This is a genomic window from Sphingomonas sp. Leaf22, assembly GCF_001421715.1.
GTDB lineage: Bacteria > Pseudomonadota > Alphaproteobacteria > Sphingomonadales > Sphingomonadaceae > Sphingomonas.
Genome location: NZ_LMKP01000023.1, coordinates 119,166 through 139,344, shown reverse-complemented (window position 1 = coordinate 139,344; position 20,179 = coordinate 119,166). Strand labels below are relative to the sequence as shown.

At 65.8% G+C, this 20,179-nt stretch carries 20 protein-coding genes; 11 read left to right on the top strand and 9 right to left on the bottom strand.

Annotated elements, in window-relative coordinates; translation table 11 throughout:
* Positions 1–42: 42 nt before the first annotated feature.
* Together rpsA and ASE70_RS11385 are read right to left on the bottom strand one after the other, a co-directional pair.
* Positions 43–1,746, bottom strand: a complete 1,704-nt coding sequence (gene rpsA / locus ASE70_RS11390) for a 30S ribosomal protein S1 (RefSeq protein ID WP_055996208.1) — start codon at positions 1,744–1,746, stop codon at positions 43–45.
* Between the two features lie 524 nt (positions 1,747–2,270).
* Complete coding sequence (locus ASE70_RS11385; RefSeq protein ID WP_056504836.1) at positions 2,271–3,950, bottom strand: DEAD/DEAH box helicase; 1,680 nt, start codon at positions 3,948–3,950, stop codon at positions 2,271–2,273.
* 176 nt (positions 3,951–4,126) lie between these two features.
* On the opposite strand from ASE70_RS11385, the gene msrB reads away from it, so the two are divergent.
* On the top strand, positions 4,127–4,612 hold the full coding sequence (msrB, locus tag ASE70_RS11380) for a peptide-methionine (R)-S-oxide reductase MsrB (RefSeq protein WP_056504834.1): 486 nt from the start codon (positions 4,127–4,129) through the stop codon (positions 4,610–4,612).
* Positions 4,613–4,676: 64 nt separating this feature from the next.
* Here the strand turns inward: msrB and ASE70_RS11375 are convergent, their stop codons facing one another.
* Positions 4,677–5,252, bottom strand: coding sequence for a CHAP domain-containing protein (locus ASE70_RS11375; RefSeq protein ID WP_056504830.1), 576 nt, complete (start codon positions 5,250–5,252; stop codon positions 4,677–4,679).
* Positions 5,253–5,599: 347 nt separating this feature from the next.
* Here ASE70_RS11375 and ASE70_RS11370 point away from each other — a divergent pair, with 347 nt between their 5' ends.
* Positions 5,600–6,151 (top strand): hypothetical protein, encoded by a 552-nt coding sequence (locus ASE70_RS11370; RefSeq protein ID WP_056395575.1) that lies wholly within the window; start codon positions 5,600–5,602, stop codon positions 6,149–6,151.
* 13 nt (positions 6,152–6,164) lie between these two features.
* Here ASE70_RS11370 and ASE70_RS11365 read toward each other — a convergent pair whose 3' ends face one another.
* The 4 genes from ASE70_RS11365 to ASE70_RS11350 are packed head-to-tail and all read right to left on the bottom strand — an operon-like array spanning position 6,165 to position 10,222.
* A complete protein-coding gene (locus ASE70_RS11365; RefSeq protein ID WP_056504825.1) occupies positions 6,165–6,902 on the bottom strand; it encodes an extensin-like domain-containing protein in 738 nt (245 codons plus the stop codon).
* Entirely contained in the window at positions 6,899–7,624 is a 726-nt protein-coding gene (locus tag ASE70_RS11360) for an NUDIX hydrolase (RefSeq protein WP_056504822.1), read from the bottom strand. Before ASE70_RS11360 ends, ASE70_RS11365 begins: the two co-directional genes overlap by 4 nt.
* 37 nt (positions 7,625–7,661) lie before the next feature.
* The gene (locus ASE70_RS11355) at positions 7,662–8,876 is read right to left on the bottom strand and encodes a S1 family peptidase (protein WP_235519845.1); all 1,215 of its coding nucleotides are present in this window, start codon (positions 8,874–8,876) and stop codon (positions 7,662–7,664) included.
* Between the two features lie 5 nt (positions 8,877–8,881).
* A complete protein-coding gene (locus ASE70_RS11350; protein WP_056394448.1) occupies positions 8,882–10,222 on the bottom strand; it encodes an MFS transporter in 1,341 nt (446 codons plus the stop codon).
* 132 nt (positions 10,223–10,354) lie between these two features.
* On the opposite strand from ASE70_RS11350, the gene cyoA reads away from it, so the two are divergent.
* The 9 genes from cyoA to ASE70_RS11305 all read left to right on the top strand — a co-directional run bounded on the left by cyoA (position 10,355) and on the right by ASE70_RS11305 (position 19,062).
* Positions 10,355–11,515: a ubiquinol oxidase subunit II gene (cyoA, locus tag ASE70_RS11345; protein WP_200925630.1), complete on the top strand. Its 1,161-nt coding sequence runs from the start codon at positions 10,355–10,357 to the stop codon at positions 11,513–11,515.
* Positions 11,516–11,523: 8 nt separating this feature from the next.
* Complete coding sequence (gene cyoB / locus ASE70_RS11340) at positions 11,524–13,524, top strand: cytochrome o ubiquinol oxidase subunit I (RefSeq protein WP_082450990.1); 2,001 nt, start codon at positions 11,524–11,526, stop codon at positions 13,522–13,524.
* Between the two features lie 4 nt (positions 13,525–13,528).
* On the top strand, positions 13,529–14,158 hold the full coding sequence (gene cyoC, locus ASE70_RS11335; protein WP_055996231.1) for a cytochrome o ubiquinol oxidase subunit III: 630 nt from the start codon (positions 13,529–13,531) through the stop codon (positions 14,156–14,158).
* Complete coding sequence (cyoD, locus tag ASE70_RS11330; protein WP_056504817.1) at positions 14,158–14,532, top strand: cytochrome o ubiquinol oxidase subunit IV; 375 nt, start codon at positions 14,158–14,160, stop codon at positions 14,530–14,532. The genes cyoC and cyoD overlap by 1 nt, the downstream gene beginning before the upstream one ends.
* A gap of 14 nt (positions 14,533–14,546) precedes the next feature.
* Positions 14,547–15,227: an SURF1 family protein gene (locus ASE70_RS11325; RefSeq protein WP_056394436.1), complete on the top strand. Its 681-nt coding sequence runs from the start codon at positions 14,547–14,549 to the stop codon at positions 15,225–15,227.
* A gap of 10 nt (positions 15,228–15,237) precedes the next feature.
* Complete coding sequence (locus ASE70_RS11320) at positions 15,238–16,533, top strand: ATP-binding protein (RefSeq protein WP_056504990.1); 1,296 nt, start codon at positions 15,238–15,240, stop codon at positions 16,531–16,533.
* The gene (locus ASE70_RS11315) at positions 16,530–17,060 is read left to right on the top strand and encodes a response regulator transcription factor (protein ID WP_056394433.1); all 531 of its coding nucleotides are present in this window, start codon (positions 16,530–16,532) and stop codon (positions 17,058–17,060) included. Before ASE70_RS11320 ends, ASE70_RS11315 begins: the two co-directional genes overlap by 4 nt.
* A 117-nt stretch (positions 17,061–17,177) precedes the next feature.
* On the top strand, positions 17,178–18,677 hold the full coding sequence (locus tag ASE70_RS11310; RefSeq protein ID WP_082450989.1) for a L,D-transpeptidase family protein: 1,500 nt from the start codon (positions 17,178–17,180) through the stop codon (positions 18,675–18,677).
* 10 nt (positions 18,678–18,687) lie between these two features.
* Positions 18,688–19,062: a hypothetical protein gene (locus ASE70_RS11305; protein WP_200925629.1), complete on the top strand. Its 375-nt coding sequence runs from the start codon at positions 18,688–18,690 to the stop codon at positions 19,060–19,062.
* Between the two features lie 523 nt (positions 19,063–19,585).
* Here the strand turns inward: ASE70_RS11305 and ASE70_RS20430 are convergent.
* Positions 19,586–19,747 (bottom strand): hypothetical protein, encoded by a 162-nt coding sequence (locus tag ASE70_RS20430; RefSeq protein ID WP_200910772.1) that lies wholly within the window; start codon positions 19,745–19,747, stop codon positions 19,586–19,588.
* A 162-nt stretch (positions 19,748–19,909) separates the two neighbouring features.
* A complete protein-coding gene (locus tag ASE70_RS11300) occupies positions 19,910–20,173 on the bottom strand; it encodes a hypothetical protein (RefSeq protein ID WP_056394428.1) in 264 nt (87 codons plus the stop codon).
* Positions 20,174–20,179 lie beyond the last annotated feature (6 nt).

The window sequence follows — 20,179 nt, the reverse complement described above, 5'->3', positions numbered from 1 at the left end:
TTTGGAGCACCCCGTCGATCGTCCCGTACAGGAAGGAGAAGCTTACTTCTGCTCGCCGCGAGCCTTCAGCGCTTCGCCGAGGATGTCGCCAAGCGACGCACCCGAGTCCGACGAACCGTACTGCGCAACGGCCTGCTTCTCTTCGGCGATCTGCATCGCCTTGATCGAGAAGGTCGGCTTCTTCGAACGATCGAAGCCGGTGACCATCGCGTCGAACTTCTGGCCGACCTGGAAACGCTCCGGACGCTGTTCGTCGCGGTCGCGGCCGAGATCGGTGCGCTTGATGAAGCCGGTCGCGCCATCGTCGCCCTGCTGCACTTCGAGGCCCGCATCGCGGACTTCGAGCACGGTCACGGTCACGATCGCGCTCTTGTTCAGACGGTCGCCCGCCTGCGCCGCGACCGGGCCGCCACGCTCAAGCTGCTTCATACCGAGCGAGATACGCTCCTTGTCCGGCTCGATCGCCAGCACGACGGCCTGGACCGTCTCGCCCTTGCGATGCAGGTTCAGCGCGTCTTCGCCCGAAATGCCCCATGCGATGTCCGACATGTGGACCATGCCGTCGACGTCGCCGTCCAGACCGATGAACAGGCCGAATTCGGTCGCGTTCTTGACTTCGCCCTCGACGGTCGAGCCGACGGGGTGATCTTCCGCGAACTTCTCCCACGGATTGGCCTGTGCCTGCTTGAGGCCCAGCGAGATGCGGCGCTTGTCCTGATCGACCTCGAGGACGATCACATCGACTTCCTGCGAGGTCGACACGATCTTGCCCGGATGAACGTTCTTCTTGGTCCAGCTCATTTCCGACACGTGGACCAGACCTTCGATGCCCGGCTCCAGTTCGACGAACGCACCATATTCGGTGATGTTCGTGACGCGGCCCGACAGCTTCGCGCCGACCGGATACTTGGCACCGGCACCATCCCACGGATCGCTCTCAAGCTGCTTCATGCCGAGCGAGATGCGCTGCGTGTCGCGGTTGATGCGGATGATCTGAACCTTGACGGTGTCGCCGATGTTCAGGACTTCCGACGGGTGACCGACGCGCTTGTACGACAGGTCGGTGACGTGCAGCAGGCCGTCGATACCGCCGAGGTCGACGAACGCACCGTAATCGGTGATGTTCTTGACGACGCCGTCGATGACCTGACCTTCGGCCAGGCTCTGGATCAGGCCCGAACGCTGCTCGGCGCGGGTTTCTTCCAGCACCGCGCGACGCGACACGACGATGTTGCCGCGCTTGCGGTCCATCTTCAGGATCTGGAACGGCTGCGGAATGTCCATCAGCGGCGTGACGTCGCGCACCGGACGGATATCGACCTGCGAACCCGGCAGGAACGCCACGGCACCCGACAGGTCGACGGTGAAGCCGCCCTTGACGCGACCGAAGATGACGCCCTCGACGCGGGCGGTCTTGGCGAATTCGGTTTCCAGCTTGTCCCACGCGGCTTCGCGACGGGCGCGGTCGCGGCTCAGCATCGCTTCGCCGTTCGAATTCTCGACGCGGTCGACATAGACTTCGACTTCGTCACCGACCTTCAGATCGGCCTTCTGGCCCGGCGCGGCGAATTCACGCAGCGGCACGCGGCCTTCCGACTTCAGACCGACGTCGATGACGGCGAGGTCGTTTTCGATCCCGGTGACGGTGCCGATGACAACGCGGCCCTCGAAGCTTTCCGAGGCACCGAACATGTCGTCGAGCATCGACGCGAAATCGTCACGGGTGGGATTTGCCATGCTGGCCATATAAATCTTGGTTCCTGATCGTACTATTTTCCGGCCGGCCGGTTGAATCCGGCGGTCTTTGACCGGGAGTGCCCCGTGCGCCGAATGCGACACGCGGCATCCGGCGACCATGTCGTCACGAAAGGCATGACCCGGCTATGCGGAAAGGGCGCGTACGCCCGGCCTTCGCGAGTCTGTGCTCGTCGAACCGGCGCGCCTTACGCCTTTTGGCGGTAGCGCGCAACGGTTGGTGGGTCGCAGCGGCGGGTGAAGGAAGGATTGATTCACGCGAAGGCGCGAAGACGCGGAGCAGAAGTGAGAAGGTTAGATTTCGCGCAGAGGCGCGGAGGCGCAGAGGAGGTTGCGTGCTGGATGCTGATGATTGTTCGGCGCAGCCTTTCCATATCGCTGCAATTATCAATGACGGCCGCTGGTGCGGCAGAACGTCGCCTTAATCGCAACCTCTCTGCGCCTCCGCGCCTCTGCGCGAAATCTACCTTCTCCCCCTTACCGTCCCGCCTCCGCGCCTTCGCGTCAAACCAGCCTCAGCTCCGCCGCGCACCCGGTCGATAAGGCTTGGCCGAATGCCGCGGCGGTGCGCTGTTCGTGCGGCGCTGAGGGGCTGCCGGCGGGCCTGCCATCTGTTCGAACATTAGATCGTCGTCGGGTGTCGCCGTCCGCTTGACCGATGCGACGAACTTGCCGGCGATCGCCTTGGGAATTTCGAACGCCGATTCGTCGTTACCGATGCGGATCGCACCGATCTCGCTTTTGGTGATGTGACCGCGACGGCACAGCAGCGGCAACAACCAGCGCGGATCGGCATTGTGGCGACGGCCGACATTCATGCGGAACCACACGGTATCCTCGAAGCCCGGACGCGGCCCTTCCGGACGCTCGCGCCGCTCGGGCACCCCGCCCGCCGACAATTCCTCGGGCGCGGGCAGCTTGGCACGATAGGCGCGAACCAGCAACGCCGCGATATCCTCGGGCGACTTCTCGGTCAGCAACCGCGCGCCCAGTTCAACATCGGCCTCGTCGAATTCGACCGGCTCGGCCAGCTTGGCGAGCAGACGCTCGCGATCGGCGGCATGAATCTCCTCGGGCGTCGGTACGCCGATCCATTCGGCGTTGATCTTGGCATCGCGCAACAGCCCTTCGACCCGGCGACGGCGCTGGAACGGCACGATCAGCGCGGCGATCCCCTTCTTGCCCGCGCGACCGGTCCGGCCCGAGCGGTGCTGCAACGCCTCGGCATCGCGCGGCAATTCGACATGGACGACCAGGCTCAGCGACGGCAGATCGATCCCGCGCGCGGCGACGTCGGTCGCGACACAGACACGGGCGCGGCGGTCGCGCAGCGCCTGCAACGCATGGTTGCGCTCCGACTGCGAATGCTCGCCCGACAGCGCCACCGCATCGAAGCCGCGCTCGACCAGATTGGCGTGCAGATGTCGTACCGCTTCACGCGTCGCGCAGAACAGGAACGCGGTGTCCGGTTCGTGCAGGCGCAGCAGGTTGACGACCGCATTCTCGATATCGTTCGGGGCGACGGTCATCGCCTGATAGCTGATGTCGCCATGGCCCCGCTCCGCCTCGCGCGTGTCGATGCGGAACGCGTCCTTCTGGTACCGCTTGGCCAGCGCAACGATCGGCTTGGCCAGCGTCGCCGAGAACAGCATCGTGCGGCGTTCGGCGGGCGTGCGGTCGAGAATCCCTTCGAGATCCTCGCGAAAGCCCATGTCGAGCATTTCGTCCGCTTCATCGAGAATCGCGACCTTCAGGCTCGACAGGTCGAGCGCCCCGCGCTCGATATGATCGCGCAACCGGCCCGGCGTCCCTACGACGATATGCGTGCCGTGGCTCAGGTTGCGGCGTTCGCGCGCCGCGTCCATGCCGCCGACGCACGACACGATGCGCGCCCCGTTCTCGCCATACAGCCACTGCAATTCGCGCGCGACCTGCAACGCGAGTTCGCGGGTCGGGGCGATGGCCAGCGCGAGCGGCGCGCCGGCGCGCGGCATCTTGTCGTCGGCGTCGAGCAGGTCGCGCGCCATGGCAAGGCCAAAGGCAACGGTCTTGCCCGATCCGGTCTGGGCGGACACGAGCAGATCGCGTCCCTCGGCTTCGGGGGTAAGGACGGCCGCCTGCACGGCGGTCGGGGCTTCATAGCCGCGCGCGGAAAGCGCCGCGGCTAACGGTTCGGGCAACGTCGAAAAAGGCATAATGCGCCAAATGGCCCCAAATTGCGGCCACTACAAGGCCAAGACGGCGGCTTCACACCAATGCATGTAGCGCGACGTGCAAATTCCGGGCTGCCGTCGGTTCGGTCGGGAAGCGTACGCGCGACGTTGTCGGCCCCGGCGCGGCCACCCACATCGGGCTTTCGAAAGGAATTTCCATGTCGATCGATCGCCGCCGCCTGCTGGAACTGACCGGATTATCGGGACTTGCCGCCCTGATCGGCTGCGCGCCCGAGACGAGCGAGGCCGCGCCCGGTTTTCCGTTCAGGCTGACCGATGCACAATGGAAGGCCCGCCTGACACCCGCGCAATATAATGTGTTGCGGGAGGAAGGAACCGAGCGCCCCTATAGCAGCCCGCTGAACGGCGAGAAGCGCACGGGACAGTTTGCATGCGCCGGGTGCGGCCATCCGCTGTTCGCGTCGACGACCAAGTTCGAAAGCGGGACCGGCTGGCCCAGCTTCTACGCACCGCTGAACGGCGCGGTGGCGACCGCGACCGATCGTTCGATGCTGATGACCCGGACCGAAGTGCGGTGCGCGCGCTGCGGCGGGCATCTCGGCCATGTGTTCGACGACGGCCCCAAGCCGACCGGCAAACGCTATTGCATGAACGGCGCGGCGATGACCTTCCGCCCGGCCTGAAACGACGAACGGCCCGCAATACCTGTCGGTACGGCGGACCGTTCGTCGAAGTTCGGTGGAGGGATCAGTCGTTGAGGGCGACGACCTGCCGGGCGTGCTGCGGCTGGATGCTCGCCCCACCGGTCGGGGCCGGCGGATCGACCTTGGCGATTTCCATCGGCGCGGCGAATTCGGCGGGCGCAGGGGCGTGGCCGGCATAGATGAAGCCGTTCGCCGGATAGGCGGAGGTGCCGAGCCCGCCGAGCGGACCGAACCATACCTTCACTTCGCTCCAGTCACCCGCCGCCGACACGTCGACCGCGCGGACATCGCGTTCGATGCCGCCGCGCTGCGACCAGTTGGCATGGGTGAGCAGCACTTCGCGATCGCTGACGACCTTCGACACCATGGCGACATGACCGAAGCGCATCTTCGACGTGGCGGCGAACGACAGGACCGCGCCTTCCTTCGGGGCATGGCCGCGTTCGTACTTGCCGGCGGCCTGACCCCACCAGGTATGGGCGTTGCCGAAAATTTCGACGCCCGAGATTTCGCGGGCATAGGGGGCGCATTGCCAGAACCGGGCCTGCGCCGGGGCCACCATCGCCAGGGCGCACGAAACCACCAGCGCAAAACGCGCTGCCAAAGCACCAAAATTCATCTGATCCCCACGGCCCAACGAATATCGTGAGCGGCATGAAGCAGGGTTTGGTGGCCACGGGAACCCCGTGCCCGGCCAATCGGGAACCAATTCGGACGAAGCGTGTTTCGGCGGCGATGACTGGCAGAGGAACCGATCCACACGGCGATTTCCTGCTCCTCCGTTCACCATTCCAACGCTTCGTCGGGTTCGCGCCGATGCGACGAGCCGCATGACAATGATGTTGCAATGCAGCACCCGACATGATCGGATGTGTCGTCGGCCGGGTTACGCCACGTTCGTTCAGCAAGCTGTTAACCGTTTCCGCGTAACATCCGGTCGTTGGCTAATTGGGCGGGGAGTTGATGATGGCGATTGCACGCAGACCAGCCGAGGGGGCGATGACGCTGGCCGAAATGAAGGAATTCGCGACGTTTTCGTCGGCGACACAGCGTTACATCCGGCGCTCGCTGGATATCGGCCTCGACCGGGACGACGCGATGCGGCGCTGGTCGCGCGACGTCGTGGAGGCCGCCAGCATCCGCGCACAGGCCCGCATCTACGACCGCCTGCCCGATATCCGTGCCTGCATCCCCGAAGACAGCGGCCTTGATGCGACCGAGCCGTTCATGACGCCGCTGCTGATGGTCACCGCCTTCGATCTGGGTCAGGGACGACTGACGACGTTCGGTGCCTATCGCTTCCTGTACGAACGGCTGGTCGGTGCCGAAGCGCGGCCTTGGCTGCCCGCCGCCTTCTGCGCATCGGCGGCGCTGCCGCATCTGCATCCCGAACTGCGGCGCAAGCTGTTGCAGTCGCTCAGCGAAGCGGCGGCGACCGCATCGGGCTGGTCGCTTCGCCAGCCCGCATTCTACCCGGCATGGGTCGAAAAGGTCGAAGCGGGCGCGCCCATGCACTGATCGATCGACGGGTTCAGCGGCACGCGCCGCCGAACCCGCGTGCCGCCTGATCGAAATGGAAATGGTCGCGATGGGCGGCGTTGTAATCGGGGGACAGTACCGTCGAGAACACACCGCATGCCCCGTCGCGAACCTCGCGCAGGAACGCCGCCTTCGCCGCGTCGTCGCGCCCCTTCCCCGCCGTCCAGTCGCCGACGACACTGATCCGGCGACCATCGTCCAGAACGAAGGCGGCGATATCCAGCGCATTCGCCGTCGCGTGCTCGCTGAATGCGCCGGTGTCGCGGCCATAGAGCCGGCGGCAATTATAGCTGCCGAAATTCTGGATCCGGGCGACCGGCGTTCCAAAATGCTTCTGCGCGGCAGGCTGCACGACCTGCCACTCCCATAGCGCCATGGCGGTCGCCACCCGGCAAGACACGCCTACATCGGGCGTGATGGCGATGGTGCGCGATCCGCCGCCGCGCATCCGCACGGCGTCGTCATAGCCACATTGCGCCGATCCCGCGCGTGGCGGCAGCGCGGTATAGCGCACCCCCGCCCCATCGAGCAGCGCCCGACAGCCGGCAAAGTCGCCGCGCAAAGCACCGATCTTCCCACGCGTGAACATGCCGACCGGCTGCGACAGGTCGAGCGGCGTCCATGGCACATCCTGCGGACGGCTGCGCGCAAAGGCGTAGAGCGCGAAGGCGATCGCGGCGAGGATCGCAAGCCACACCAGCGCCCGGATGCCTGCCGACAGCGCCTTCACCCCCGCACCGCGTCCGATGCCCGTTCGGCGGTGACCGGATAGCCGAGATCGTCGGGAATACAGACCCAGTCCCCGTCGGTACGGGTTTCGACCCATGGCGTGATGGTCCGTACCGGCCAGCGCGCCGCCGATGCGAAGGCGGCATCGACATCGGCATGGTCGGCCAGACGCTCCAGCACCCGCCGCGTCGGAAACAACAGGGTCGCCTCCCCCCGGTCGGCCGCCGCCAGAGCCGCCGCCGCCGTCGTCCACAGCACGCGGCTATTCTCGGTCGCGTCGACGCGCGCGTCCGGCGCATGGTCCGGCAAGCGCGCCAGAAAGAAATGCGTGTCGAACACCCGTACCGGCACGTGCGTCGGTCGCCACCGCGCATAGGGCACCAGCGGCGTCGGATCGACCGGTCCCAGGTCGGCAATCGCGGCACCGTCCGCCAGCGCGGCCCGCATCGACTCGACCTCGCCGGCGATGCCGATCGCGATCCCCGCCTCCTCGATCGTTTCGCGGATCGCGGCCAGTCGCGGTGCCAGATCACTATCGCCCATCGCCAGTGCCAACGCATGGTCGCCGGCGTCGATCCGGCCACCGGGAAACACCAGCGCCCCGCCGGCAAACGCCATCGTTGCCGCGCGTTCGACCATCAGGATGTCGGGCGGGCCATCGGATCGGTCGCGCAGGACGATCAGCGTGGCGGCGGGAATGGCAACGGAAGTGGCAGCGGTCATCCATCCCGACGTGGGGAGCGGCGGACGCGATGTGAAGTCAGTTCGGCGGTACGATCGGCGGCGCGATCAGCAACCGCCAGCCCTCGGGCAGATAGTCGAGCGACATATAATAATAGAAGACGCACGACCGGTCGGGCCGATAGCTCGCGCCCTTCAACAGCCCGATCGCGATGCTGCCCAGAAACACCGGCCCCCCGCTGTCGCCACCACGACATCCCGGCCCGGCAACGGCGACCCAGGTCGGCAGGCACGGCCCGCCGCATAGATCGCCCGATGGCGCGAAATCGACCATCATCACCTCGGCACAGCTGTAGCCGCTATTCTCGCCCCGGTGGCAGACGATATCGCCGACCCGCGTGGCGGCGCGACTGCGCTGTCCCTCGACCATCCGGATCTGCGTCCGGGCCACGTCGGCAAAGAACAGCGGGCGGGCCGCCTGCGGCGTCGCATTGACCTGTACGTCGTGAAAGCCCCAGCCCCATTGCCCGACGAACGTCGTCGGCGTGACCGATCGGTCGGGGCCGATATGGTCGAGCTGATCGGGGCAATGGGCGGCGGTGACGATGCCGGTCTGCGTGCCGTCGGTGACGACGAAGCCGGTCGTGCAATAATAACGGCGACCGGTGACCGGGTCCGGCCCGATCAGCCTCGATCCGCCGATCACTTCCCCGGCAAGATCGAGATCGGGCTGCCCGGTCGTCGCGATCCGGATCGGCACGCCGGTCAGCTCGGCGATCCGACGCCGCAATGCCGCGACATCGCCGGCAGCATCGGCTGCACCGATCTGGATCAGCAGCGCTCCCTGCCGGGCATCGACGCCGATCGCCGGCGGGCGGGTCAGAATCGCGCGGATCGCCGCCTGATGCTTGTTAAGGGCGTCGAGCAGTTCCACCCGGGTCGATTTCGCCCCGATCCGGAAGCGGACGGGAATGACCAGATCGCCCGCCCGGACCTCGCCATCCGCGACCGGTCGATTGCCGGTCAGCAGCACCGAGACCGCGCCGTCCGGCTCGATCGCGACACCGGCGAGCCGATCGCGATAGCGGCCGTCGATCCAGTCGGTCGCGGCGATGCTGGCGACCTGTTTGCGCAGCAGGACCAGCGCGGTCGCCGGGTCGATACCGCGCAGGCGCGCGACCTCGGCGGCATCCTGCGCCAACGCCGCCTCGCCCGAAACGACCGTGGCGGCGTCCTGCGCCGCGACGGGATGTCCCGCCACCAGCGCAAGCGCCGCCACCATCCAGCGCAGCATGGCCGTCAGTCGAGCCTGCGCGCCAGTTCCTTGTTCAGGGCCAGCGCCGCCAGCGTGCCGACGGCACCCGACAACAGGTACAGCCCCGACGCGATCAGCCCCAGCTTGTCGGCCAGCGCCAGCGCGACCAGCGGTGCGAAGCCGGCACCGAACAACCATGCAAGGTCCGAGGTCAGCGCCGCGCCGGTGTAGCGCGAATCCTTGGCGAAGTTCGCCGCGACCGTGCCCGACGACTGGCCGAACGACAGGCCCAGCAGGATGAAGCCGGTGATCATGAACGCGATTTCGCCGGCATCGCCACCGTTCAGCAGCAACGGCGCCAGTCCGGAGAACAGCGCGATCGCGACCGCACCGATGCCGAGCAGCGTCCGGCGACCGATATGGTCGGCCAGCACGCCGGAAATAATGATCGCGAAGATGAAGAAGACGGCGCAGGCGGTCTCGATCCACAGGAAGCGCGCAATCTCCTGTTCGGTGAACAGCAGGATCCACGACAGCGGAAACACGGTGACCATGTGGAACAGCGCAAAGCTGGCCAGCGGCACCAGCGCGCCGATCACGATCGTCTTCCACTCACGGCCGACCGTCGGCAGCACCGGCGACGCCTTCAGCTCGCGATTCTCGAACAGCGCGGTATATTCCGGCGTCACGACGATCCGCAGCCGGGCGAACAGCGCGACGACGTTCAGCGCGAACGCGACGAAGAACGGATAGCGCCAGCCCCAGCTGATGAAATCCTCGGCACTCATATAGGCGGTGAAGAACGCGAACAGCGCGCTGGCGACCATCAAACCGAGCGGCGCACCGAGCTGCGGGATCATGGCGTACCAGCCGCGCCGGTCTTGCGGCACGTTGAGCGCGAGCAGCGACGCCAGACCGTCCCACGCGCCGCCGAGCGCGATGCCCTGCAGGATGCGCAATGCCGCCAGCAGGATCGCCGACCACACGCCGACCGCGGCATAGCCGGGCAGGAAGCCCATCGCCACCGTCGCGGTGCCTAGCAGGAACAGCGCCATGGTCAGCTTCGTACCGCGGCCATGCCGGCGATCGACCCACATGAACAACAGCGTGCCGAGCGGGCGGGCGAAAAACGCCAGTGGGAACAGCGCGAACGAATACAGCGTGCCGGTCAGTCGATCGACGAACGGAAAGACCAGCTGCGGGAACACGATGACCGATGCGATCGCATACACGAAGAAGTCGAAAAATTCCGACGTGCGCCCGATGATGACGCCGATCGCGATCTCTTCGGACTGGACGCTGATCTGCGCCTCGCCGTTCGGGGATGCGTTGACGGCCCGGGCATCGGCCTCGATTTCTTGGGAATGGACGAAGGCCTCGGCCATAGGGACTCCAAACGTTGCGCGGACGAAGGCGCGGTAAGACTGATTGCTCGCCCGTTATCGCAATGCACCAAACGCGGGGATAGGACAAAATGTCCTATCGCAGTGCAGCATCGCTCGGCATAGGTCGCCCCCATGATCCTGCCCCGCTCGATTCCGTGGCATCGGCCACTGCGCTCGCTCCTGCCCCTCGCGGCCCTGCCGCTGGTCGGCGGTTGCAACATGGTCGTGCTCAATCCCGCCGGCGACGTCGCGCGCCAGCAAGCCGACGTCCTGATGATCTCGGTCGGCCTGATGCTGCTGATCATCATTCCGGTGATGGCACTGACCGTCTGGTTCGCATGGAAATATCGCGCGACCAATGAAAAGGCGACGTACAAACCCGATTGGGACCATTCGACCGCGCTCGAACTGGTCATCTGGTCGGGTCCGCTGCTGATCGTCATCGCGCTCGGCGCACTCACGTGGATCAGCACCCACCTGCTCGATCCGTATCGGCCGATCGGCCAGATTTCGGCGGGCAAGCCGGTACCGGAAAACCAGCAGCCGCTGGAAATCCAGGTCGTGTCGCTCGACTGGAAATGGCTGTTCATCTATCCCGAACAGGGCATTGCGACCGTCAACCGGCTGGTCCTGCCGGTCGACCGCCAGGTCCGCTTCCGCCTGTCGTCGTCGTCGGTGATGAACACCTTCTACGTCCCCGCGATGGCCGGCATGATCTACACGATGCCCGGCATGGAGACGAAGTTGCACGCGGTGATGAACAAGGCGGGCACCTATGACGGCATGTCGGCGCATTACAGCGGTGCCGGCTTCTCCTATATGAACTTCAAGACGACCAGCACCGACCAGGCCGGCTTCGACCGGTTCGTCGCGGGCGTGAAGGCGATGCCCAACCGGCTCGACACCGGCCGCTATCTGGTGCTGGAACGGCCGAGCGAGAAGGTCGCGCCGATGGGCTTCAGCGGCGTCGAGCAGGGCCTGTTCACCCGCATCGTCCAGATGTGCGTGAAGCCCGGCACGCCGTGCATGACCGAAAGCATGCACCACGGCGGCCCCGACGGCGCGCTGGGCGGGCCGACCAACAACCGCCTGCCGCCGCAGGGTCAGAACACCAAGGGCGCGCTCGAAAAGGCCCCGTCCGAATACGGCGTCAGCCCGCACAGCAGCGGCGACGCCCCCGAAGGATCTAAGGCCGCACCCGGCAGCAACAAACCCGGCAGCGCCAACAACCGTAACATGACCCGCATCGCACCGCCCGCGATCCCGGGCCGCCCCGCTTCGGCGCAAGGCTGAGAAACATCATGTCCGATACCCTTACCAAGCTGATCTTCGGTCGTCTCACGATCGAAAGCTTCCCGATCCACGAACCGATCATCGTCATGACCTTCGCGGCGGTCGCCATCGGCGGCGCGGCGGTGCTCGGCGCGCTGACCTATTTCAAGCTGTGGGGCTATCTCTGGAAAGAGTGGTTCACCACGGTCGATCACAAGCGGATCGGGATCATGTACATGATCCTCGGCATCGTCATGCTGCTGCGCGGCTTCGCCGACGCGATCATGATGCGCGCCCAGCAATCGATCGCCTTCGGCCAGAACGAAGGCTTTCTGAATTCGCATCACTATGACCAGGTGTTCACCGCCCACGGCGTCATTATGATCTTCTTCGTGGCGATGCCGCTGGTCACGGGGTTGATGAACTACATCGTGCCCTTGCAGATCGGCGCGCGCGACGTGTCGTTCCCGTTCCTGAACAATTTCAGCTTCTGGATGACCGCGTCGGGCGTCGTGATCGTGATGGCCAGCCTGTTCGTCGGCGAATTCGCGCGCACCGGCTGGCTGGCGTTCGCGCCGCTGTCGGGGCTGGATTATTCGCCCGACGTCGGCGTCGATTATTATATCTGGGCGCTACAGCTCGCCGGCGTCGGCACGTTGCTATCGGGCGTTAACTTGATCGCAACCATCGTCAAGATGCGCGCGCCGGGCATGGGCCTGATGAAGATGCCGATCTTCACCTGGTCGGCGCTTGTCACCAACATCCTGATCGTGGCCGCCTTCCCGGTGCTGACCGCCGTGCTCGCGCTGTTGTCGCTCGACCGCTATGTCGGCACCAACTTCTTCACCAACACGTTGGGCGGCAACCCGATGATGTACGTGAACATGATCTGGATCTGGGGCCACCCGGAAGTCTACATCCTGATCCTGCCGGCGTTCGGCGTGTTCTCGGAAATCGTGTCGACCTTCTCGGGCAAGCGGCTGTTCGGCTATACGTCGATGGTCTACGCGCTGCTGGTCATCACCATCCTGTCGTACCTCGTGTGGCTGCACCACTTCTTCACCATGGGATCGGGGGCGAGCGTGAACTCGTTCTTCGGCATCACCACGATGATCATCTCGATCCCGACGGGCGCGAAGATCTTCAACTGGCTGTTCACCATGTATCGTGGCCGCATCCGCTACGAACTGCCGATGCTGTGGGCGATCGCATTCATGCTGACCTTCACGGTCGGCGGCATGACCGGCGTGCTGCTGGCGGTTCCGCCCGCCGACTTCGTGCTGCACAACTCGCTGTTCCTCGTCGCCCACTTCCACAACGTCATCATCGGCGGCGTGGTGTTCGGGATGTTCGCCGGCATCAACTACTGGTTCCCCAAGGCGTTCGGCTTCAAGCTGGACAAGAAATGGGGTCTGGTCAGCTTCTGGTGCTGGTTCGTCGGCTTCTGGGTCGCGTTCACCCCGCTCTATGTGCTGGGCCTGATGGGCATCACCCGGCGTCTGCGCCACTTCGACGATCCGTCGCTCCAGATCTGGTTCGTGATCGCCGCCGTGGGTGCCGCGATCATCGCGGTCGGCATCGCCGCCTTCCTGATCCAGATCGCGGTCAGCATCATGAACCGCGACAAGCTGCGCGACTTCACCGGCGATCCGTGGGGCGGCCGCAGCCTCGAATGGGCCACCTCGTCGCCGCCGCCCGACTATAACTTCGCGTTCACGCCGGTCGTCCACGACATGGACGCATGGTACGACATGAAGAGCCACAAGTACGCCCGGCCGACCGAAGGCTTCACCGCCATCCACATGCCGAGCAACACCTGGGCGGGGATCGTGCTTGCCGGCCTGTCGACCGTGTTCGGTCTGGCGATGGTCTGGTACATCTGGTGGCTGGCGGCGCTGGCATTCGTCGCCGTGATCGGCACCGCGATCGTCCACACCTTCAACTACAAGCGCGACTTCCACATTCCGGTCGAGGAAGTCATCGAGACGGAGGCGCGGCGGACCGCCGACCTCCAGGCCGCGGGGGCGTAAGGATATGGGTTCGTCGGTACAAGTCCCCGCAGGCGCATCGGAGCGCGCCTTCCATCTGGCGGAGGAGCATGAGCACGAAGCGGGATCGAGCACGATGCTCGGTTTCTGGCTCTACCTGATGAGCGACTGTCTCATCTTCGCCATGCTCTTCGCCTCCTATGGCGTCTATTCGGGCAGCACCGCGGGTGGCCCGGACGCCAAGGAGCTGTTCGACCTGCCGCTCGTCGCGCTCAACACCGCGATGCTGCTGTTCTCGTCGATCACCTACGGCTTCGCGATGATCGCCGCCGAAGAGGGCAAGAAGGCGGCGACGCTGCGCTGGCTCGCCATCACCGGCGTGTTCGGCCTGTGCTTCCTCGGCATCGAACTCTACGAGTTCAGCCACCTGATCCACGAAGGCGCCGGTCCGCAGCGCAGCGCGTTCCTGTCCAGCTTCTTCACGCTGGTCGGCACGCACGGCCTGCACGTCACCTTCGGCATCGTCTGGCTGGTGACGTTGATGGTACAGGTCGCGAAGTTCGGGCTGGGTGCCGCCAATATGCGCCGCCTGATGTGTCTGTCGCTGTTCTGGCACTTCCTCGACGTCGTCTGGATCGGCGTCTTCACCTTCGTCTATCTGCTGGGAGTGCTGTAATGGCCGGCCACGCACATCACGATGCGCACGGACATGGCCATGCGCCCGCCCACGGCTCGCGCCGCGAATATGTCATCGGCTTCTTGCTGTCGGTGGTACTGACCGCGATCCCCTTCGCGCTCGTCATGACCAACGCCTTCGCCGATACCCGGATCACCGCCGCGATCGTCATGATCTGCGCGATCGTGCAGATCGTCGTGCACATGATCTACTTCCTGCACATGAACACGAAGTCGGAAAATGGCTGGACGCTGATGGCGCTGATCTTCACCGCCATCCTCGTCGTCATCGTGCTGTCGGGGTCGTTGTGGGTCATGTACCATATGAACCTGAACATGATGCCGCAGATGTCCGGGGAAATGAGCGGGATGTGACCCGGCCGGGGGGCATGCGACGCATCCTGATCGGCACGCTGATCGGATGCGTCATCACCGGCCTCCTCGCGCTGGGGGTGTGGCAGTTGCAGCGTCGGACATGGAAGCTGGACCTGATCCAGCGAACCGAAGCGATGCTGCGCTCCCTCCCCGTCCCCGCCCCGCCGCCATCGGCATGGGGCCGGATCGGCACCGACGACGTCTACCGGCCGGTCACCGTCACCGGTCGTTATCGTCGCAACGCCGATACCTTTACCCAGGCCGCGACCGCGCTTGGCGGCGGCTTCTGGGTGCTGACCCCGCTCGATACCGGGCGTTTCATCGTCATGGTCAATCGCGGCTTCGTGCCCCCCGATCAGCGCGGCAAGGTTCCGCCACCCGCAGGCACCATCACCGTCCGCGGCCTGTTGCGCGTCACCGAACCCGGCGGCGGCTTCCTGCGCAGCAACGATCCCGCCGCCGACCGGTGGTATTCGCGCGACGTTGCCGCGATCGCGACCAGCCGCGGCCTGTCCGGCGTCGCCCCCTATTTCATCGATGCCGCCGCGACACCGGGCACGGCATGGCCGCGCGGCGGCCTGACGGTGGTGAAGTTCCGCAACAGCCATCTGGTCTATGCCCTGACCTGGTTCGGTCTCGCCGCGCTGCTGGCGGGCATGACGTGGTTTGTCGCGCGGCCGAACAAACGGGCGTAACATGCGCCCGATGCAGCCCGCCGCCGCCCCGACTCCCTATGTGCCGCCGACCGAAGGCGTCGGACGCAACATGCTGCTGCTGGTTCAGCTGCGCTGGCTGGCGGTCGGTGGACAGCTGGCGACGATCCTCGTCGTTGACGGATTGCTGGGCATCCGTCTGCCGCTGGTACCGATGGCGGGCGTCCTCGCGGCGCTGGTGCTGCTCAACCTGCTGACCCTCGCGCGTCGATCGCGGTGGAGCGACACCAACCTGCCGCTGTTCGCCGCTTTGCTGTTCGATGTCGCCGCGCTGACCGCGCAACTCTATCTGTCGGGCGGGGCACGCAATCCGTTCGTGTCGCTCTACCTGTTGCAGGTCGTGATCGGCGCGATCCTGCTCAACGTCTGGTCGAGCTGGGCACTGGTCGCGATCACCAGCGTCACCTTTGCGCTGATGGGACCGTTCCACCGTCCGCTGCAACTGCCCCCCACCTATGCCAGCAGCCTGTCCGATGCGTTCCTGCTCGGCAACTGGATCAATTTCGTGCTGGCAGCGACGCTGCTGGTCGCGTTCGTGACGCGGATCGCCGCCAATCTGCGCGACCGCGATACCAAGGTCGCGCAACTTCACCAGCGTGCGGTCGAGGAGGAGCATATCGTCCGCATGGGCCTGCTGGCGAGTGGCGCGGCGCATGAACTGGGCACGCCGCTATCGTCGATCTCGGTGCTGCTGGGCGACTGGAAGAACGAACCGGCGGTGCGCCGCGACCCGCGCTTCGCGGCCGAGGTCGACGACATGCGGGCCGAGGTCGCGCGCTGCAAGGAGATCGTGTCGGGCATCCTGTTCGCAGCCGGGGAAGTGACGGGCGAGGCACCGACGCGGACGACGCTGCGCACCTTCCTGACCGCCACGCTCGACCGCTGGCGCGGCACCGATCCTGCCCGCGCCGCGTTCGACGACCGGCTGGGTCCCGACGTGCCGATCGTCGCCGATCGCGCGCTGGCACAGGCGCTGACCAACCTGCTCGACAATGCGGTCGAGGCCGGCGGGCGCAATATCGCGCTGGTCGCGCTACGCGACGGGGCGATGCTGCGGCTGACGGTGCGTGACGACGGCAACGGCTTTGCCGACCGTATTCTTTCCAGCCTCGGCAAACCCTATAATACCAGCAAGGATCGGCAGGGTGCCGGCCTCGGCCTCTATCTCGCCACCAACGTGCTGCGGCCGCTCGGGGGGACGATCGAGGCGGTGAACCGCGACAGTGGCGGCGCGGAGACGACGCTGATCCTGCCGATCGAGTCGCTGGCGCTGGAGAAAACGAAATGACCGACCGTCGCCTGCTGATCGTCGAGGACGATGCGACGTTCGCGCGCACGCTGTGCCGCTCGTTCGAACGGCGCGGCTATGCGGTGGAGGTGATCGGCGGTCCCGACCGGCTGGACGATGTCGCGCGCGGCTTCGAACCCGAATATGCGGTCGTCGACCTGCGGCTGGGCGGCGCATCGGGTCTCGCCTGCGTCTCCGCGCTCTCGGCGATCGACCCGACCATGCGGATCGTGGTGCTGACCGGTTTCGCCAGCATTGCGACGGCGGTGGAGGCGATCAAGCTGGGGGCCACCAACTATCTGACCAAGCCCGCGAATACCGACGAAATCGAGGCGGCCTTCGCCAAGGTCGACGGCAACCCCGAAGCCGACCTGACCGCCGCGCCGACCTCGATCAAGACGCTGGAATGGGAACACATTCACCAGACGCTGGCCGATACCGGCTTCAACATCTCCGAAGCGGCGCGCCGGCTGGGCATGCATCGCCGGACGCTTGCCCGGAAACTGGACAAACGGCATCTTTCCTGACCCATCGGGGTTCGAAACCGTTCGCGGCTTGTGGTAACAGGTCGCCAGGGGGCAACGGTTCATCGTGCGGCAGGTTGGGATCCGTATAGGACGACCACCGTACCAACAGAGTCTGGGATGAAAGCGATTACCGATCACCGCCTATGTTTCGCCCGCACGCTGCGGCGTGCCCTGTTCGCCGGCGCGGGTCTGAGCCTTGCCGGCGTCGCTTCGGCGCAGGTCCTGCCGCCACCGGTCGTGCCGACCGTCCCGATGGCCGCGCCGATGGCGCAACCGATCCTAGCGCCCTTGCCGCTGCCGACGCTGACCGCCGCGCAGGAAAGCGAGCTTGCCCGGCTGCTGGCGCGCGATGCGGTGGCACAGGGGCTGAAGGACCGCGCGCCGCTGCTGGGTGCGCTGGGCGGACCGGCGCTGGTGCAGGCGGCGCTCGACCACGCCCATGCGGTCCGCGCTGGTCGACTCGACACCGCCGATTTCCAGAAGGACTGGGCGATGCGCCCGCAATCCTACGATCCGCTGCCCGCATTTCGCGAGGCGGTGGCCAAGGACCGGCTGGCGGCGTGGGTCGCGTCGCTGCCGCCACCCTATGCCGGATATGACACGCTGGTCGCGGGCCTCGCGCGCTATCGCAAGATCGCCGCGAATGGTGGCTGGCCGATCGTGGCCGCCGGTTCCGACCTGCGCATGGGCGGACGTGGTCCGCAGGTCGCAGCGCTGCGCAAGCGGCTGGCGGCCGAGGATCCTGAATTGTCAGCCAGCGGCGACAGCTTCGATCCGGCGCTGCTCGACGCCGTCCGCCGGGCGCAGCGCCGCTATGGCCTGAACCCCGCCGGACAGGTCGGCGCGCAGACCATCGCTTCGCTGAACGTGCCCGTCGGGGAGCGGATCAAGCAGATCAAGGCGAATATGGAACGGTGGCGCTGGCTCCCGACCGAGCTGGAAAGGAACCGCATTCAGGTCAACATCGCTGCGGCGGTGCTGACGGTGTTCGACGGCGATCAGCCGGTGACGTCGATGAAGGCGGTGACCGGGCGACCGGGCGACGAGACGCCGATGCTGACCTCGACGATTCATTCGATCGTGCTCAATCCGCCATGGAACGTGCCGTCGTCGATCGCCGACAAGGAATTGTGGCCGAAAGAACGCGCCAATCCCGGCTATCTGAAGCGCAACGGGTTCCGCGTCATCGAAACCGAAGGCGGCGGGCGTCGCCTGCAACAGGCATCGGAGCGAAGCGCGCTGGGCCGGTTCAAGTTCGATTTCGACAATCCGTTCGCGGTCTATCTGCACGACACGCCGGCCCAGGCGGGCTTCGCCAATTTCGACCGGCTGGCTAGCCATGGCTGCGTCCGGCTGGAAAAGCCCGAGGATCTGGCGCGGCTGTTGTTGCGGACCACGCCCGACTGGTCGGCCGGACAGATCGACACGACGCTGGCGTCGGGCAAGACCGTGCGCGCGCGCGTTGCCGACCCCGTAAAGGTCTATCTGCTGTATTGGACCGCCTTCGCGACGCCCAACGGCACGATGAGCTTCCGCGAGGATCCGTATAAATGGGACGGCGTGCTGGCGAACAAGATCGCCGCGCGCGCCGAAGCCAGCCAGTTGGCGGCACGATAAGGGGATGGCGATGAAGAGCGGATGGCGTGCGATGCTGCTGGCGGGCAGCGGCCTGTTGCTGACGGCCGGGCTGGCGGCCTGTTCGAACGACGATGTTAACGAGGCACCGATCGAAAACAGCGCGTTCGATGAGGACTCGCCGCCGCCGACGCCCCTGCCCGAGGAAAATTACGAAGCCGCGCCGCCGATGATGGAGAATCTGAGCGCGGTCGCGCCGGTCGAGGAACTCCCCCCGCCCCCGCCGATCGAGCCCGATCAGCAGGTGCTCGACGACGCATCGGCGACGGGGATGACGTCGCGCTCCTCGCGGGGCGAGGACAAGGCGGCGGACGATGCTGCGGATGCCCCGGTCGACGACGCGATGTCGAACCAGCAAGATCAGTGACGTTTCGGTATCGGCCATGCGCATGGCCGATACCGGGATTGCGGGGTGGGCGAGCGTGTGGCGCAACGCAAGACGTTCGCAGAGGCCCTAGGACCGATCGACATTCAGTACGGTTTCAACCGCTCCCTTCCCTGACAAGGGGTCGAGAGTGGGTTGTCCTGTTAGGGAGCGGCTCGCCAGCCCCAGGCCGACCCACCCCCAGCCCCTCCCTTTTCAGGGAGGGGAGCAGTTCGCTAGCCTGATAGCCAAACCCAGATCGGGAGCCTGCCACGCCTCCTTCCGGACGCTTCGACGCCATCCGACCCGTTCCATGACGCTGCTCCCCTGCTTGTGGCAGGCATCGCGTGGTTCGGAATGGGTTCGATGTTTGCAGCATCATTCGTCCGCAACCGCAGACCGAGCGGCCCTCGTCAAACCCTTAACGCGGACCACCTGTCAGCCAGTCCCCACCCTTCCGGGCGGAACGCATCACCGCCGCCCAGTCCACTGCGACAGTCGATCAACAACCACCATCGACCACCGTTCAAGCCGCCTGCGCAGCGACCTCCACCACGGCAGCGGCATCGGCATAGGCTTTGTCGAGGTAGAGGTTGGCGAGTTCGTAATGCGCATGCACAACCTGTTCATGGTCGGCCTGCTGCGCCAGTTCCAACTGCTGCTCCGCACGGCGTACAAAATAGGACATTTCGTCCGGTCCGATCAAAGACACGACAACCTCTCAAGGGCGTTTGCCGCCCGTCTATCATACTCGCCCGGTGCAACCGGACCTGACTGAAACGCTCGGCGGCTGCGAGGGATGCCTGTCGCTGCAAATTCTGACGTGGTGATTACAGTGGCGGCCGCCGGATCACATCCGGCGATGCTTTCCGCCATAGCGCCCACCGATATACGCCCCGAGCCGGTTCATCTCGCTCGCAGCGGCGACGACCGCATCGGACTGGCACGGCAGCGGATCGCGATCATGCTCGGCCGCCCGACTCGCGACCTTGGCCGCCAGTTCCTCGATATCGGCGCGCGACAACAGGTTCTTCTCGCGCAGCAAGCAGAGCAGGCTTTGCAGGATCACCATGCTCTTCTCGCCGGCGGCATCGCCCGGTTCGATCGGATTCATCGTTCC